This is a genomic window from uncultured Helicobacter sp., assembly GCF_910577135.1.
Taxonomy (GTDB): Bacteria; Campylobacterota; Campylobacteria; order Campylobacterales; family Helicobacteraceae; genus Helicobacter_C; species Helicobacter_C mastomyrinus.
In genome coordinates this window covers 38,581-54,979 of the sequence record NZ_CAJTLL010000015.1, presented here as the reverse complement: position 1 = coordinate 54,979, position 16,399 = coordinate 38,581, and the positions used below count along the sequence as shown (strand labels likewise).

The 16,399-nt window shown below is 40.9% G+C and carries 15 protein-coding genes; 12 read left to right on the top strand and 3 right to left on the bottom strand.

What is annotated here, in order from left to right; translation table 11 throughout:
• Positions 1-401, bottom strand: a 401-nt coding sequence (locus tag QZ289_RS08285) for a sulfatase-like hydrolase/transferase (protein ID WP_295701517.1), incomplete at its 3' end; no start/stop codon positions are given.
• A gap of 183 nt (positions 402-584) precedes the next feature.
• Here QZ289_RS08285 and QZ289_RS08280 point away from each other — a divergent pair.
• The 12 genes from QZ289_RS08280 (at position 585) to QZ289_RS08225 (ending at position 15,092) form a co-directional block, all read left to right on the top strand.
• Positions 585-1,163: an aminodeoxychorismate/anthranilate synthase component II gene (locus QZ289_RS08280; protein WP_295701511.1), complete on the top strand. Its 579-nt coding sequence runs from the start codon at positions 585-587 to the stop codon at positions 1,161-1,163.
• A gap of 108 nt (positions 1,164-1,271) precedes the next feature.
• The gene (locus QZ289_RS08275) at positions 1,272-2,807 is read left to right on the top strand and encodes a 4Fe-4S dicluster domain-containing protein (RefSeq protein ID WP_295701509.1); all 1,536 of its coding nucleotides are present in this window, start codon (positions 1,272-1,274) and stop codon (positions 2,805-2,807) included.
• Positions 2,807-3,463, top strand: coding sequence for a molecular chaperone TorD family protein (locus QZ289_RS08270; protein ID WP_295701507.1), 657 nt, complete (start codon positions 2,807-2,809; stop codon positions 3,461-3,463). Before QZ289_RS08275 ends, QZ289_RS08270 begins: the two co-directional genes overlap by 1 nt.
• Before the next feature lie 78 nt (positions 3,464-3,541).
• Entirely contained in the window at positions 3,542-3,757 is a 216-nt protein-coding gene (locus tag QZ289_RS08265) for a twin-arginine translocation signal domain-containing protein (RefSeq protein ID WP_295701505.1), read from the top strand.
• Positions 3,758-3,773: 16 nt separating this feature from the next.
• Entirely contained in the window at positions 3,774-6,596 is a 2,823-nt protein-coding gene (locus tag QZ289_RS08260; RefSeq protein WP_295701503.1) for a molybdopterin-dependent oxidoreductase, read from the top strand.
• Between the two features lie 13 nt (positions 6,597-6,609).
• A complete protein-coding gene (fdh3B, locus tag QZ289_RS08255; protein WP_295701501.1) occupies positions 6,610-7,236 on the top strand; it encodes a formate dehydrogenase FDH3 subunit beta in 627 nt (208 codons plus the stop codon).
• 9 nt (positions 7,237-7,245) lie between these two features.
• Positions 7,246-8,232: a formate dehydrogenase subunit gamma gene (locus QZ289_RS08250; RefSeq protein ID WP_295701499.1), complete on the top strand. Its 987-nt coding sequence runs from the start codon at positions 7,246-7,248 to the stop codon at positions 8,230-8,232.
• A gap of 29 nt (positions 8,233-8,261) precedes the next feature.
• Complete coding sequence (fdhD, locus tag QZ289_RS08245; RefSeq protein WP_295701497.1) at positions 8,262-9,044, top strand: formate dehydrogenase accessory sulfurtransferase FdhD; 783 nt, start codon at positions 8,262-8,264, stop codon at positions 9,042-9,044.
• Between the two features lie 83 nt (positions 9,045-9,127).
• Positions 9,128-10,459 carry a TolC family protein gene (locus tag QZ289_RS08240; RefSeq protein ID WP_295701495.1) on the top strand — a complete coding sequence of 444 codons (1,332 nt, stop codon included), beginning with the start codon at positions 9,128-9,130 and terminating at the stop codon, positions 10,457-10,459.
• A 19-nt stretch (positions 10,460-10,478) separates the two neighbouring features.
• Positions 10,479-11,174 carry an efflux RND transporter periplasmic adaptor subunit gene (locus QZ289_RS08235; RefSeq protein WP_295701493.1) on the top strand — a complete coding sequence of 232 codons (696 nt, stop codon included), beginning with the start codon at positions 10,479-10,481 and terminating at the stop codon, positions 11,172-11,174.
• On the top strand, positions 11,174-14,251 hold the full coding sequence (locus tag QZ289_RS08230; RefSeq protein WP_295701489.1) for an efflux RND transporter permease subunit: 3,078 nt from the start codon (positions 11,174-11,176) through the stop codon (positions 14,249-14,251). Before QZ289_RS08235 ends, QZ289_RS08230 begins: the two co-directional genes overlap by 1 nt.
• Positions 14,252-14,318: 67 nt before the next feature.
• A complete protein-coding gene (locus QZ289_RS08225) occupies positions 14,319-15,092 on the top strand; it encodes a M15 family metallopeptidase (RefSeq protein ID WP_295701486.1) in 774 nt (257 codons plus the stop codon).
• A gap of 72 nt (positions 15,093-15,164) precedes the next feature.
• Here the strand turns inward: QZ289_RS08225 and QZ289_RS08220 are convergent, their stop codons facing one another.
• Together QZ289_RS08220 and QZ289_RS08215 are read right to left on the bottom strand one after the other, a co-directional pair.
• Positions 15,165-15,647, bottom strand: a complete 483-nt coding sequence (locus QZ289_RS08220; protein WP_295701483.1) for a methylated-DNA--[protein]-cysteine S-methyltransferase — start codon at positions 15,645-15,647, stop codon at positions 15,165-15,167.
• Positions 15,647-16,399, bottom strand: a complete 753-nt coding sequence (locus tag QZ289_RS08215; RefSeq protein WP_295701481.1) for a DUF3943 domain-containing protein — start codon at positions 16,397-16,399, stop codon at positions 15,647-15,649. Before QZ289_RS08215 ends, QZ289_RS08220 begins: the two co-directional genes overlap by 1 nt.

Sequence of the window (16,399 nt, the reverse complement as noted above, 5' to 3'; positions counted from 1 at the left end):
GTGCATACGGGAGTAAAATATGTAAAATCCACAGGGTAGCGATTTACATAAGAAGCTCCGTGAGAGCCGTATTGATGTGCGATGATAAAAATATGTTTTTGTCTTTTTTGTGCATTTTGTATAATGTGCTGTATATCTGGCAACATTACTCCATCAAAACTATCGGTTGGGTAGAGAATCTTATGGGCTATGTTTCTATCACAGCCCCCTATACATTTTCCGCCATTATTACCTAGATACCATACTTCATAACCCACACTTTGGGCAATATCAAGGATATTATTAACATAGAGTGATAAGTTGCGATGAGTGTAGGTTTTATGTGTGTAGTGTGTAAGCATACAAGGCACAGAAATAGCTGTAATAACGCCGCAGGAATAAAAATCTTTAAAGCTTATCACATTCAAAGATTCTGTATAGGGGTTTGTGGGTGAATTGGAGATTTGCTCTCCACAAAGCTTAACCTTTTGTAAGTATGGATTAACACTGCGTGCGAATGCGGTACCTTAAATACAAGAGAAAAGAAATATGTATAATACAGAATCTTTTTTAGAATCTCATTGTATGAAATATGGAAGGCAAAAATGACATCTCCAAAAGTGCTTATTATCGATAACTATGATTCCTTTACATACAATGTCATATATCTCTTGCAAGAATGCGGCATAGAGCCGATTATTGTGTCTAATGATACAGTCCTTGAAGCTATTAAAAAAGTGCATTTTTCTCACCTTATCATATCGCCCGGTCCTAGCCACCCTTTGCAATCTGGCGTGTGCTTGGAGGCAATCAAGTATTTTGCTCCAACAAAAAAGATTCTAGGGATATGCTTAGGACATCAATGTATCGCCCAAGCCTTTGGCGGAGAGGTTATTTCACTCTCTACCCCCACTCACGCTAAAAATGCAAGATTGCATTTTGTGCCAAATCCTCTATTTAAAGGTGTGAAACAGGGCATAAAAGTAGCTTTGTATCATTCGCTCTATGTAAACAAATTAGGTGAATGTGAGGCACTAGGCTATAATGATTTGGGAGTGCTTATGGTGTTAAAAGCAAAGGGTTATGACACCTATGGCGTGCAGTTCCACCCGGAATCTATTTTGCAAGAGAGCGGCAAACGCATAATGAAAAACTTTCTTACTTTGTGCTCATCGTGTTACTAAAAAGGATATATAAAAAGTTATACAAAGATGTAAAAGCTCAAAAATAGTTAAAAAATATTTGCATTTTGTTATATTATCCTTACATTTAATTTCAAAAACGAGGTGAAAATGAAATTAGAAGCAAGGGTCTATTCATTGCTTAATGATATGCAAAAGGCGATTTTGCACGAGTGTGATGAGATTGTGCTTGATTTTACCGCATTTAATGCTAAGGCTACTATGGTTGTCAAGCCCAATTTTGTGGTCATAGGCTATGGAGAGTTAACTGATGAGTTTTTATCCCTTTGTATTAATGAAAATCACGGCTATACGCTTGAAGTAAGCCATCTTTTACCTCAAGATTTTGTAGGGCTTAAGGGGCATTTGGGTGATTTCACTTTGCAATTTAAAAATGCTAATGGCGAGATAGAATCTTTGCAAACATCGCAAATCGTATCTTTTGCCCCGCTTGAGAATTGCCCCGCATATAAGGGTGTGCATACGCCCGATAAATATGATAATGCCCATTGTATGCTCGAATCTTTGCTTTGCCTATGCGGTGAGCGGCATTATACTCATCATATAGTCTTTGAACCTTTGACCTGTCAATATCAAGGGCGGAGGGTATTTGCTAATGGTAAGAGCGTGTGCCATTTGTGTGTGGATATTTGCCCTACGATGGGCATTAGCAGCGATAAAGATTCTATGCTTTTGAGCCTCTCATCTGTGGATTGTATCGCTTGTGGTAAGTGTGTGAGCGTATGTCCTACGGGCAGTGTGCAGCGGCAGGGTGATGGATTAGAATCTTTCACATACAGGGCGAGGCTCTATAAGGGATATATCCCGCTTATTGTCTCGTCTTTGGACTTTGAGAGTGAGGGCTTTGCTAGAGATTTTAAGGCTCTGCAAACTCTCAATCCTCTGCTGCTTCCTTTTGTTTTGCAAGTGCCTGATATACTAAATGCTACATACTTGCTCACACTTTTGCAGGAGAGTGGCGCACCAATCGTGTTGTATAGCACATTGGGCGAACATACTCATAACGATATAGCAACCTTAAATGAAATCTATCAACGCATTTTTAGGCAAAATGCCATTATTGGCAGCACGGATTCTAAAGCTATCGAGGCATTGCAGCCCCTTATGCAAAGCCATTATATCTATACACCTACAAATAAGGAGAATAGCAAGGATATATTTTCCGCACGAATATCTTTTTGGATTAAGCAAGAATCCTATGGCAAAATCGCTATGAATAATAGCGGATTTTTGCATATTGATACCGCTAAATGTACTCTATGCCTTAGCTGTGTGGAAGCGTGTAATGCTAATGCCTTAATTAATAATAATGCCTCATTTGAGCTACTTTATAAAGCCTCGCTTTGCACAGATTGTGGGTATTGCGTGGCAAGCTGTGCGGAAAATGTCTTAAACTTAGAATCTCACACTTTGCTTTTAGAGCCGCATAGCTTTGAATATGTGAGTATTGCTGTTGATGAGCCTTTTAGATGTGTGGAGTGCAATAAAATCTTTGCGACACATAAAAGTATTAGCAAAATCAAAAATATGCTCACTCCTGTCTTTGCCGGAAATGCTTTAAAGCTTAAAACTTTGGAGTGTTGCGCGGATTGCAAGGTGAAAGTGATGTTTGAGGGAGCACACTAATGGCGCATAATGTTTTAGAATCTATAGCAAATGCAAGGGCTTTGTATTATGATTTTTTTGCCGGGCTGTTTTTGTATGAGCTATTATGCAAACGCGAGGAGACGCTCATTAAGCAAGTAGAGATATTAAAAACGCATATACTAAGTGAAAGTGATGATACACATTTTGAGGTATTGGCAAATGCGCTTAAAACACAAGGTATAAAGCATATTATTGAGGAATACACAACTACATTTATTCTGCCTTTTACCTTGCCTAGCGATACAGATGCGATGCCTAGACGTCGTAAAAAAGGCGAGGTGTTTTATCACAATACGCAAATTATGCTCTATCTCTCGCATTATTGGGAGGGCTGTTTGAATGGTAAAGCTCTGCTTAAATCGCGGGAATTGATTAAACAAAGCACTTTTAGGCTTGATACGCAAGGTTGCAAGGAGAGTGAGGAGCATTTGGGATTCTTATTGCTGTTAATGCGCCATCTTGTGTGTTCGCAGCATAGTGAGGATGAAAAGGTGAGTTGGCAGGTGCTAAGGGAATTAGTCATTCCATTGGGCGATTTTGTGATTGAGGTATTACAAAAGCGTGAGAATCTGCTTTATTATACACATATAGCGAGTTTATTGCAGAGTTTTTTAAATGTAGAGCGTAATCTATAATAGCGGTAAATCGATTTTGGCTTTTTAAGTAAAGGTCAAAATGGGTTTATCCCAAACTCTAAAGACAAAGGAGGCTCTATGTCAAAAACCCAAAAAGACATACAATCTCGCCGCGCATTTTTAAAACGTGCAGGGGTTGGTGGCGTTGTGGTTGCGATAGGCTCCCTTAGTTTGAATGGTTGTTCAGGCGAACACACACAAAAAGCAGTCATCAAGGGCAAAAGTAAAAAGCAAGAGATTCTATATCGTAGCGATACGCAGTATTGGCAGACATATTTTTCTGTTGCTAAGTAATGTAAAGGAGTAAAAAATGAGTGAAGCGACAAATAAGCGCAATGCGAGACGCTCATTTCTCAAGCTCTCTGCATTAGCTTCTATGGCTGGTGTGAGTAGTGCTTTTGGGAATGAAGCACAAAGTGTTGTGAGAAAGGCAAGTGAGGCAGAGCTAAAAGAGCGATACCCTCAGTCTAAGCGTATCAAAACGATATGTACACATTGTTCTGTGGGCTGTGGGGTGATAGCCGAAGTGGTAGATGGCGTATGGGTGCGCCAAGAAGTAGCTCAAGATCACCCTGTCTCTCAAGGCGGACATTGCTGTAAGGGGGCAGACTTGATAGATAGAGCAAGGAGCGAGACGCGATTACGTTATCCATTAGAAAAAGTGGGCGGCAAATGGCAGAGAGTGGATTATGAGAGGGCATTAGATAAGATTGCTGCGAAATTAGGGCAAATCCGCGAGGAAAGCGGACCTGATGCGGTAATGTTCATTGGAAGTGCGAAATGCTCTAATGAGCAGAGCTATTATATCCGTAAATTTGCCGCATTTTTTGGGACAAATAATATCGATCATTGTGCGAGAGTTTGACACAGCCCAACAGTCGCCGGTGTGGCGAATACATTCGGGTATGGTGGTATGACAAACCATCTTGGCGATATGATGTTTTCTAAGTATATCTTGGTTATTGGTGCAAATCCAGCAGTTAATCACCCTGTATCGATGGTGCATATCTTGCGCGCTAAGGAAAATGGCGCAAAGCTTGTGTGTATTGACCCGCGATTTACTAAGACTGCGGCGAAATGCGATGAGTTTTATAGAATCCGCAGTGGAACAGATATAGCCTTTGCTTATGGACTACTTAATCATATCATTGCTAAAAAGCTTTATGATGAGAATTTTCTCAAAGAGCGCGTTTATGGCTATGAGGACATTATCGAGGAGGCAAAGAAATTCCCTCCAGAGGTAGCAGCTGATGTGTGTGGAATCCCAGCAGATTCTATTCGCCATATTGCCGAAGAGATGGCAGCGGCAAAACCGGCGAGTTTAATATGGAATCAAGGCTTGACGCAACATACCGTTGGCACAAGCAATACAAGGATTATGCCTATCTTGCAGATGTTTTTAGGCAATATTGGTAAAAATGGCGGTGGTGTGAATATCTTGCGCGGACACGATAATGTGCAAGGTGCGAGTGATATGAATAATCTCTCTGATTCTCTACCGGGCTATTATGGGCTAGGTGAGGCTGCTTGGCGGCATTTCTGCAAACATTGGGGTGTGGAATATGAATGGATGCTAGGGCGCTTTAAAGATAAGGAGATGATGGAAAAGACAGGCTTTGCGCATTCTACTTGGAAGTTTGGTGTGCTAGATGATGAAAACGCTGCAAATAACGGTGGTACAATGCTACGTGCGTTAGTAGTGATAGGCACAGGTATGACTTCAGTTTCATTACTAGATTTGCAAAAAAAGGCGATGGATAAGCTTGATTTAGTCGTCTTTGTCGATCCTTATGTGAATGACTTGGCTATTTATAGCGATAGGAGCGATAATCTATTCTGCTTACCGGCGGCTTCTCAAATGGAGACAAGCGGCTCTGTGGCAGCGACAAATCGTAGCTATCAATGGCGTTCTAAAGTGATGGAGCCACTTTTTGAATGCCGCCCAGATGAGGAATTTCTCTTTGGTATGGCTAAAAGGCTAGGATTCTTAGAAGCATATCAATGGCGATTGTATGATATTGCTAAGTCAAAGGGCAGGGAGGAGTTTATGTGGCCAGAGGACGCTACCACAGAGCTCACACAAAGTATCCGTAGCATTGGCTTACAGGGTATGAGTCCAGAGAGATTAAAGGCTCATCAAGAAAATTGGCATTTATTTGATAAGGTAACGCTAGAGGGCAGTGGTGAGTTTGCAGGGGATTATTATGGGCTTCCTTGGCCTTGTTGGAGTGATAAACACCCCGGAACGCCTGTAATGTATAATGACAGTATCCCTGTTATGCGCGGTGGAATGGGCTTTAGGGTGAATTGGGGGCTAAATGCACCCGATGGAACTTCAATGCTTGTTTCAAGGAGTTTGCCTAATGCTATTTATCAGGGCGGACACCCTCCTATCACAGCGGCAAATATTGAATCCTTTGGCGTGAAGCTAACTGCTAAAGAAAAAGAGGCGATTGCAGGAAGCACCTTTGCACTTGGTATTGGTAATAATATTTTGGTGGAGAGGGCACTAGAAGTGGGATTGTGTCCTTATGGGAATGGCAAGGCACGGGCAAATGTGTGGAATTGGTATGATAAGATTCCCCTCCATAGGGAGCCTTTGCATTCTGTGCGTGGGGATTTGGTGGATAAATATCCTAGCTTCCCTGATAAGACAAGTCTTTTTAGGGCGAATATCAAATATCGCACTCGGCAAAAGGAAAAAGATTGGGTGAAAGAGTTTCCTGTGAATATGCTAAGCGGTAGGCTTGTGGCACATATGGGGACAGGCGCGGAAACACGAAGCGCGAAATATCTAGCCGAAGTAGAGGGAGAGATGTTCGTGGAGATTCACCCCGATAAAGCCGCAGAGTTGAAAGTCAAAAATGGTGATATGGTGTGGATATATGGGACAAATGGCTGCAGAATCCTTGTAAATGCGAAAATCTCCACACGTGTGGATTATAATAGCATCTGGTTGCCACAAAATTTTTCAGGCTTAGACCAAGGGGAATCGCGCTTAGATTATTACCCTGAGGGGACGAAGCCCTATGTTATTGGTGAATCAGCAAATATGATTTCTAGCTATGGCTTTGACTACAACTCTGCTTGTCCAGAAACAAAATGCGGACTTTGCCGTATTGAAAAAGCATAGTAAAGGATAAAAGATGAGTGATACATTAAAGCAACTTGAGGGTTTTTCAAGGATTAAATTTTATTGTGATACGAATCGCTGTATCGAATGCCACGGCTGTGATGTGGCGTGTAAGGAGGCTCATCACTTGCCTGTGGGAGTTAATCGCAGACGTGTGGTGATGCTTAACGAAGGTGTGGTAGGCAAAGAGACGGCTATATCTATTGCCTGTATGCACTGCTCTGACGCACCATGTGCGCAAGTGTGTCCTGTGGATTGCTTCTATATCCGCGCTGATGGCATTGTCTTACACGATAAAAAAACCTGCATAGGCTGCGGATATTGCCTCTATGCCTGCCCTTTTGGTGCGCCACAATTCCCGAAATCTAATATCTTTGGCAGTCGTGGGGCTATGGATAAATGCACGTATTGTGCGGGAGGACCGGAGCAAACCCATAGCACAGAGGAATATAAACTCTATGGGCAAAATCGTATCGCAGAGGGTAAAGTGCCTATGTGTGCTTCTATGTGCTCTACTAAGGCGCTTTTAGCCGGTGGAAGCACAGAAATATCAAGTATCATCGCACATCGTGCAAATATGCGAGGAGAGAAACTCCCTGAAGCTGTGCCTAATATATGGAAAAGCGCGTATAATGACTAAGGAGAGAGTATGAAAAGTATGTTAAGAATCTTATTATATGCCATAGTGCTTAATGTCTTTGCTTGGGGTGCTACACACGCTGATCCTAGTGAGCCACGAGAGAATGGCAAACAATATGCAGAAGTGATAGAGGGTAATGATACGCTTATTCAAAAGAGTGAGAGAGCAAATCCGCACTTGTATGGCGGACCAGAGATAGAGGCTATTAAGACTTGGGGATTAGATTCCCCAGATTCTGTGGGATTAGGAGAGCTTTTTACACTGCTGCAAGGGCAGTATTTTGCGCTCATTTTCTTACTCATAGTTATCTTTGTGCCAATGGCTTTTTTTGGACATTATAAGCTTATAGGGCAGCGGCATTATAAGCACGGGAACTTTTTACTCGTTTTTACACGTTACAACATCATCGTGCATTGGTGTGCTGCTGTGCCTTTTGTGGTTCTATGCCTCACAGGCTTGATGATGGTATTTGGTGATAAACTTGGCGGAGGGTGGCTTATCCGCTTTGCTAGGGATCTGCACGGCTTTGCCACAATATTTTTTGCGATATTTGGGACATTAATGTTTTGTATGTGGGTGAAAGATTGTCTATTTAGAATTTATGATATTAAGTGGATGATGATACTTGGAGGCTATTTAGATAAAGTAAATCGTGAGATTCCCGCGCATAAGTTTAATGCAGGGCAAAAAATGTGGTTTTGGGTGGCGACACTTGGCGGTGCGGTAATGGTAGTAAGCGGTGCGATAATGTATTTTCAAGGTGCAGGTATTAATACATTGCGTCTTATGGCAATCGTGCATAATGTAATGGGCTTTGCGGTGATTGCGCTTTTGATTACGCATATTTATATGGCGGTATTTGCAATTGAGGGGGCATTAGAGGCTATCATTAATGGTAAGATGGGCGAGGAGGAAGTCTCTATGCTCCATAGCTTGTATTATAAAGATTTGCAGGCTCAAGGGAAGCTTGATTCTATGCGGGTGGCTCATTATTAGCAAAAGGGATTATCAAGGGAGCAAGTGCTTTGAGTGAATTCGTGCATAAAATGCGTATGGTGAAAGTGCATCAAAATGGCACATTGGAGCATTTGCAAGATTATGTGATTGAAGAGCAAAGAATCGCCTTTTATCTTAATGGAGCAAAGCTTTTATCTGTGATGAGTTTGCCTTATGCGCAAGAAGCACATTTTGTGGGGTTTTTAATGAATGAGGGGGTGCTAGATTCTATTGATAATATCATCTCGCTTGAAGTAGCCCCCGATGGCTTAAGTGTGTATATGAATGCTCATATTAAAGCAGAGAAATTAGCGCATTTGCATAAGGAAAAAACTTTGACTACTGGGTGTTGTGTTGGGGTAAGTGCTAATTTTGATGGTGAGATTACGCATAAGCGTATCACTTCGCCCGTGCGTGTAGCGATAGAGCATCTTTTTGCGCTCCTTGATGATTTTAGTAGTCCAAGTGCGCTTTTTAGGCAGACAGGCTGTGTGCATAAGGCTATGCTTGTGTGTAGTAATACTTCATTTGTGAGTGAAGATGTGGGACGGCATAATGCCATTGATAAGGTGATAGGTCAGGCAAGATTAGCACGGAAGGATATGAGCGGAGCGATTTTAATCGTGAGTGGGCGGCTCTCTATGGAAATGGTGATTAAAGCGGCGATGAGTGATATACCTATTGTTGTTTCCCGTGCAGCTACGACACATTTAGGCATTAAGTCTGCACAGCTTCTAGGCATTACTCTTGCGGGTTTTGCGCGTGGAGAGACATTAAATATTTATACACATCCCGCACGTATAGTTTTATAAATAGTTGTATATGCAACTATTTATAAAACTAAGTTACAATACCGCCCTTAAACTTAAAGATGTTATGATAAAGGAGCTAGGATATGAAAGGAATCATTCTTTTATTAACGCTTTGCTCTATGCTTATTGCCCAAGAAGATTCTAGTTATGCAACACAAAAAGAGGTATCAGTGGCTGAAACCGAATCCACTCATATTGTAGGAGGTGTATTTTCTTTGGCTGAATTGCTTGAAGGAGCAAAAAGAAATTATAACCTAGAGGCAAAAGATTTAGCCATTTTACAGGCTCAAGCGACCAATGCAGCAGCATATACGGAGTTTTTGCCTACTGTTGATGGGGCATATCAATATCAAGATACAGACAACTCATATATGCGTCTTAAGGCAAATACGGGGAGTATTAAGGGGAATTGGGAAGTTTTTAGCGGGTTAAAAACTTATCATAAAGTGCGTGAGAAAGCCTCTCTTTATCGTGCAAGTTTAGAAGATAAAGAATCCACCAAAGACCAGCTTTTTTTAAGCATTATCGAGCAGTATTATGGGTATTTTACCAATCGCGCAAAGCTTGTAAGTTTAGAGCAAAAGCGAGTGCAGCTTCAATCTAATGTTAAACGTGTAGAGAGACTTTTTAATGCTGGGCTTACGACGGTTGATGATGTGGAATCTTTACGAGCGGAATTTTTAGCTACTGAACACGAACTTGCCAATGTGAGATTAGAAGCCGAAAAAAATAAGCTTATGCTTTCGCTTTTAGCCAATGTAGAAGTAGGGGATTTAGAGCGCAAAACTATCAAAGCACCGCTTTTCAAGCTTGAGGAAAATCGCCACGATTTGAATATGTTAGGTTTCCAAGCAGATAGTGCGAAATATCAAGCACGGCAGATTACATACTTGCCTATAATCAGCATAAGCGATACGTATGTGAGTAATGGTGGGGTAGATGCTGCCTTTAAGGGATTGGGTGCAGCTGAAGCAGCACAATATGGTTCAATTATCACTCGTCAATATCCACCTAAGCAAAACCAAATTATGATTAATGCGACTATTCACCTTGATTTTCTCACTACCTATAAGCAGTATCAAGCTGCACGGCTAGGGTATTTGAAGAATCTTAAAGAATTAGCTTATAAAAAAGAGGAGCAAAAAAAGGACGAAAAGCTCTATCGCAAAAGCCTTGAGATTGCTGTGGCAAAGATTAAAGCTTCAGAAGCGGCATTACGCTCTGCGAGCATTGCCTTTGAAAATGTGGCAAAAAAGTATGACGCGCAGATTCTAAACTTCACGGATTATTTGCAATCTTTGACGACAAAGGTTGAAGCAGAGGCAACTTATAATCAAGCTTTGAATGATTATGAAATGCAAAAGGCATATTATATCTATTATAGTGGGCAGGACTTGCAAGAGCATATTCAGTAGTGCGTAATAAAAAGGAGGAGTGATGAAAAAAATATTATACATAGGGCTATTATGCGCTCATTTATGGGGAGAAGATGTGTATGCTATTTTTAATGCTGAAGCGGTAAAGGACGCCAATCTCAAGCTTGCTACAAGTGGGATTGTAACAAATATGTTTGTTGATGTAGATTCTGAAGTGAAAAAGGATGATTTACTCCTCACGCTTTTTAGCTATGATATAGAATCTCAAATGCGCTCCACAGAGCAGCAATATCTCTTTGCTAAAAAGCAATATGAACGTTACAATCGTTCAGGTGGTGCAGTGGATAAAAATACGCTTGATAAATATTATTTTGAATATAAAAAGCTTGAGGCAGACTATGCTTATCAAAAGGCGATGTTAAGTAAAACACAGCTTAAAGCCCCATTTGATGGGATTATCGCTTCTAAAGATATAGAGCTTGGCGATGGCGTGAATGCGAATGGCACTAATCTTTTTAGAATTATTAGTAAGGAAGTAAAGCTTGTGCTAGAGTTTGACTTTAAATATGCGAGTAAAGTTAAAGTAGGCGATACCTTTGATTTTCAAATTGATGGGCGTAAAGACAAACTGAGTGCTACTATCAGCAAGATTTATCCTACTGCTAGCACAACTTCACGTAAAGTAAAAGCTGAAGCAATGGTAAAGGACGTTATTCCGGGCACATTTGGCGATGGCTATATTAGGACAAAATAATGTATAAATTTGCCATTACCCGTCCCGTCTCTACCTTGATGTTTGCCCTTGCCATTTTGTTCTTTGGCTTTTTAGGCGTGAATAGAATGCCTGTGGCTTTATTCCCTGATATTGACTTTCCTATCGTGGCGGTGATTACAAGCTATCCGGGTGCGAGTGCGGAGATTGTGGAGACAAAAGTAACAGACAAGATTGAAGAAGCTATTATGGGGATTGATGGACTTAATAAAATTACTTCAAGCTCTGCACGTAGTTCAAGTGTCATCATTGTGCAGTTTGAGCTAGAAAAGCCTTTAAATGAAGCGGTCAATGATGTGCGCGATAAAGTAGGCACGGTGCAGCTCGATTCTGGTATTAAAACGCCGGTGGTATATAAGTTTGATAGCTCATCTACACCTATTATCTCACTCTTTCTTACAAGCGATAAGGTCGCTACCTCAGAGATGATGAGACACGCTAAAGATAATATTAAGCCGCTTTTGCAAAAGATTTCAGGCGTTGGTGGCGTAGAAATGCGTGGGCATAGGGAGCGGCAGCTTAGAATCTTTGTTAATCCCTCGCTTTTGAATAAATATAGCCTTGCCTATACGGATATTTCTAATAAGATTGGTTTAGAGAATCTAGAAATTGATGGTGGGCGCTTAATTGGCACATTAAGCGAATGGGCGGTTACCACAGACGCGCAAAGCTCGAGCATAGAGGATATAGCTAATATCCGCGTGGCTCAAGGCATAAGGCTTGGCGATATTGCCACGATTGAGGATAGCATTGAAGAAGATAAGACTTTTGCTGCGTTTAATAAAACGCCCGGCGTAATTTTTGAAGTGCAAAAAATCTCTGGGGCAAATGAAATTGCCATTGTTGATGCGGTGATGAAGGTGCTGCCTCAAATTGAAGCCATTAGTCCTGAATATGAGATTAGACCATTTAAGGATACGACAGAGAAAACCCGCAAATCCATAGATTCTGTGAAGTTTGATGTGATGTTGGGCGTGTTTTTAGCGGTATTTGTGGTATTTTTATTCTTACGTAGTTTTACTATCGCCCTTGTTTCGCTTATTAGCATTCCTGTATCTATCTTTGGCACATTTGCATTGATGAATTTCTTTGGCTTTTCGCTCAATATGCTTACACTTCTTGCTGTGGCATTAGCCATTGGAATTATCATTGATGATGCGATTGTGGTGATTGAAAATATCCATAAAAAGTTAGAACACGGAATGCGTAAGCGTGAGGCGGCTTATGAGGGGGTGCGGGAGATTGGCTTTGCGCTTGTTGCGATTTCTGCGATGTTACTTTCTGTGTTTATCCCTGTGGGGAGTATGAGTGGGATTGTGGGGAGATTCTTCCAAAGCTTTGGTATTACCGTCGCTGCAGCTATTGGGATTTCTTATATTGTGGTGATTACGATTATACCGATGGTATCTTCTATTGTGATTAATCCTACACATTCACAATTCTATTACCGCACAGAGCCTTATTTTAAGCTTTTAGAAAGTGCTTATGTGAAAACTTTAGCGATAGTGCTACGTAATAAAATGAAGGTCATTGTTGGGATTTTTGCGATTTTTTTCTCATCTTTGGTGCTGCTTTCTATTTTAGGAATGGAGTTTATCCTTTCTGATGATAATAGTGAATTTCAGGTGTTTATGGAGACAAAGCCCGGTACGAGTATGGAAGCAATGAAGGAGAAAACAAACAAGCTGCAAGATATAGTAATGGCAGATGAAAATGTGCTATTTAGCTCTTTGCAAATAGGCTATGATTCCCAAAAGACGATTTTTAAAGCACGTATTTATGCTAGACTTAAGCCCTTGAGTGAGCGCACAGGGCGTAAAAGGCAGTTTGAGATTATGGCTGAAGTAAGCCAGAGGCTTAAGGCAAGTGAGGTGGGGAAAGATTTTATTATCTCCATTGCAGAAGTTGCTGATATTGGTGGTGGAGGGGATGATTCCCCTTATCAAATAGCTATTTTAGCTCCTAATGATGAGCTTTTGCATAAAAGCAGGGATAATTTAGTGAATCTGCTTAATACCGACCCACTTTTAGCTGGAAAGGTAAGTGATATTCATCTTAATACGTCAGAAAATTTGCCTGAATATCGGCTAAAGATATTGAGGCAGAATGCAGACCATTATGGCGTGAGTGCGCAGGAAATTGGCAATGTGGTGCGAGGGGCATTCTCTGGTGAGGCAGCCATAGGGTATTTTAAGGAGAGTGGTAAGGAATATGATATTACCATTCGTGCCACTGATGAGAATAGAATCTCCTTAAATGATATTAAAAAATTGCAAGTGAAAAATGGCTATGGGGAATTGATGTTTGTAGAAGGGCTTGTGGAGATAGAATCTACCACTGCACCTTCGGTGATAACGCGCTTTGATAGGCAAAGAAGTGCAACGGTATATGCCTATCCTGTGAAAGATTCTGGCATTTCTTTAGGAGATATGATACGCATTACTGCGGAAAAAAAGGAGCAGTGGTGCGAGAAGGGCGTTACTTATCGATTGCAAGGTGAGGCAGAATATGCAGAGGAGATGGCAATAGCCTTTATGGTGGCAGTTTTGACCGCTATTGTGCTGATTTATTTGATTTTAGCAGCGTTATATGAGAGTTTCTTGCAGCCTATTGTGATTATGATAACTTTACCACTTAGCTTTTCGGGGGCATTCATCGCGCTTTTTATCGCACAGCAGCCTTTTAGTATGTTTTCATTAATGGGGCTAATGATCTTGATGGGTTTAGTAGGGAAAAATGCTACTTTACTCATAGATGTAGCAAATGAAAAGCGCAAAGAGGGGTATAGCACTGATGAGGCTTTAATCCTCGCAGGAGAATCGCGTTTGCGACCGATTTTGATGACAACCATTGCTATGGTGTTTGGAATGCTGCCTTTGGCATTTTCCACAGGGGCTGGAGCGGGTATGAAGTTTCCTATGGGGATTGTTATCATTGGTGGATTGCTTTTTTCTATGTTTTTGAGTTTGCTTATTGTGCCAGCGATTTATCGATTCCTCGCGCCACTTGATGATTGGCTGCAAAGATTCTATAAGCCTAAGGCAGAGGATAAATTCTAATACTTGTGGGTTTGAAAATCAAAAACACGTTATAATCTCATTATTGAAAATAAAGAGATAGGTGTTAATGAAAAGATTATTAATATATATGTGTATATGTGCGTTTATATGGGCTAACGAGGTAAATGACATCATCGCCCAAGAGTGTATCAAGCAGTATTATCCACAGGTGGTAGCTATAAGGGATAACCAAGTGCTGCTTGAAGATGGTAGTAGCTTCGTGTGGGACGATGGCAAGGATAAAGATTATGATGAGATGCTTTTAAATCCAGATATGAAAGATGCCTTTACTTACCCCTATCCTTTTAAGGGCAAAGTGGCTAATCGCAATGAGGATACATCGCGGATACGGCATTTGGGATTCTATAAAGCCATTTATGGGCATAGTGAAAGTGAAGTGAGGGAGCATTTGATTTGGCTTCCGTGGTTTCCAGAATATTTTGAGAAAAGCTTTATTCTCATAACTACCGCCAATGGTGTGGATAAGGCTTTTAGGCGAGTAATGGAGAGGCTCACTCATCTCCAGCAAGCATATTATCAGTTTTTGAGCGATCAAGATGCTTTTTATTGGCGTAATATCGCGGATTCTCCTAATCTTAGTCCGCATAGCTTAGGTATAGCCCTTGATATTAATACGCAATTTTCTAAATATTGGTTATGGGATAAGAAAGAGCGCAACGAATATCAATACGAAAATCAAATTCCCTTAGAGATTGTCCAAGCTTTTGAGGAAGAGGGCTTTATATGGGGTGGGCGATGGTGGCATTATGATACGATGCACTTTGAATACCGCCCAGAAATCATTTGCTATGCGAAAAACTTGCAGCGAGATACTTATTAAAGTTAGCATTGCTCTATTTGTTTGTAAAATTGCTTTATTTTGCTAGAGATTTTATTTTTTTAAGTGAGTTTTTTAGATTCTGTTTTTATATTTCTGCTCTAAGTGCAAAAGTCTTGCTTTTATATCTACTCCTAGGGCATAACCCCCAAGTGCGCCGTTGCTACGCACGACACGATGGCAGGGGATAAGTATCATTAGCGGATTATTGTGATTGGCATTTCCCACAGCACGAGAAGCCTTTGGAGAAGCAATAGAATCTGCAATATCCTTATAGCTTCTCACCTCACCATAGGGAATATTGCATAATCCCTCCCACACACGCAGTTTAAATGCACTGCCTTGTGGCAAAAGTGGAATGCTAAAATATTTAAGATTACCATTAAGATAAGCTTGAATCTCGCTTGCACACTCATCACTTAGCGGTGTTTTACAACTTAAAGTTTGAGAAGAGGGATTAAAGAAAATATGTGTGATATGCTCTTTGCTCCCATAGATTCCTAAGAGCAAGGGCTTGTTATCCCATTGCAAGATGTAGTTGCCACCATATTTTTGCATTAAAATCTCATTACTACTTGAAGTTTGATTCCACTGCCATTATTGCCACTTAGAGGTATAATTGCGCCTTGTATGTCATTTTTGTTATGAATACCAAATGAATGGGCTAGACCTAAATTTTGCATAATAAAACCCACAGGATCCATAAGGAGCAAGGCACTCTTACCTAAAATTTTAGAGCCTAGTAATGTTTGCCCATTGCGGTAGATATGAAGTGTGGCACGATAGAAAAGTTCTCCAAAGATTGAGCCAATCGCAGGAGTGATAATTAAATCTTGCCAAGAGGGAATCTCCGCAAAGGCTTCAACGCCATATTCCCAAAAAAATGAAGAAGCTAAAATGGCATATAGGATAGATTTAGCCCAACTAAACCCCGCCACACGCGGCTGCATATAATACACTGCTCCACAATAGGGGTGCGTAACCCAATTTAAAAACCACTGATCGCTATCTACCACAGGACCCATTGCTGTTTTTTGTGCCCAATTCTTGCCAAGTTTGTTAATCCCGTCTTTATCCCAGTTTGTAATATCTTCTGGCAGGAGATACAGCATTCCTGCTCCGGCAACCGTCCCGCCAAATATAAGCCCTGTGCTGATTGCAACATAAGTGTATTTATTACTAGGATGGTAGTGAGAGTGATGAGTAGGAGATTGCAAGGTGTTGGAGTTTTGAGGAATCTCCCCCATTAAAAGTAGGGGGGCGAATATCAAATAAAACCAAAGACACCATTTGTTGAAACACAAAGACAT

Excerpts from the sequence above, each read along its gene's own strand:
- QZ289_RS08280 (WP_295701511.1), top strand. The coding sequence starts at position 585 with ATGACATCTCCAAAAGTGCTTATTATCGATAACTATGATTCCTTTACA.
- QZ289_RS08275 (WP_295701509.1), top strand. The coding sequence starts at position 1,272 with ATGAAATTAGAAGCAAGGGTCTATTCATTGCTTAATGATATGCAAAAG.
- QZ289_RS08270 (WP_295701507.1), top strand. The coding sequence starts at position 2,807 with ATGGCGCATAATGTTTTAGAATCTATAGCAAATGCAAGGGCTTTGTAT.
- QZ289_RS08265 (WP_295701505.1), top strand. The coding sequence starts at position 3,542 with ATGTCAAAAACCCAAAAAGACATACAATCTCGCCGCGCATTTTTAAAA.
- fdh3B (WP_295701501.1), top strand. The coding sequence starts at position 6,610 with ATGAGTGATACATTAAAGCAACTTGAGGGTTTTTCAAGGATTAAATTT.
- QZ289_RS08250 (WP_295701499.1), top strand. The coding sequence starts at position 7,246 with ATGAAAAGTATGTTAAGAATCTTATTATATGCCATAGTGCTTAATGTC.
- QZ289_RS08240 (WP_295701495.1), top strand. The coding sequence starts at position 9,128 with ATGAAAGGAATCATTCTTTTATTAACGCTTTGCTCTATGCTTATTGCC.
- QZ289_RS08230 (WP_295701489.1), top strand. The coding sequence starts at position 11,174 with ATGTATAAATTTGCCATTACCCGTCCCGTCTCTACCTTGATGTTTGCC.
- QZ289_RS08225 (WP_295701486.1), top strand. The coding sequence starts at position 14,319 with ATGAAAAGATTATTAATATATATGTGTATATGTGCGTTTATATGGGCT.
- QZ289_RS08220 (WP_295701483.1), bottom strand. The coding sequence starts at position 15,647 with ATGCAAAAATATGGTGGCAACTACATCTTGCAATGGGATAACAAGCCC.
- QZ289_RS08215 (WP_295701481.1), bottom strand. The coding sequence starts at position 16,399 with ATGTCTTTGTGTTTCAACAAATGGTGTCTTTGGTTTTATTTGATATTC.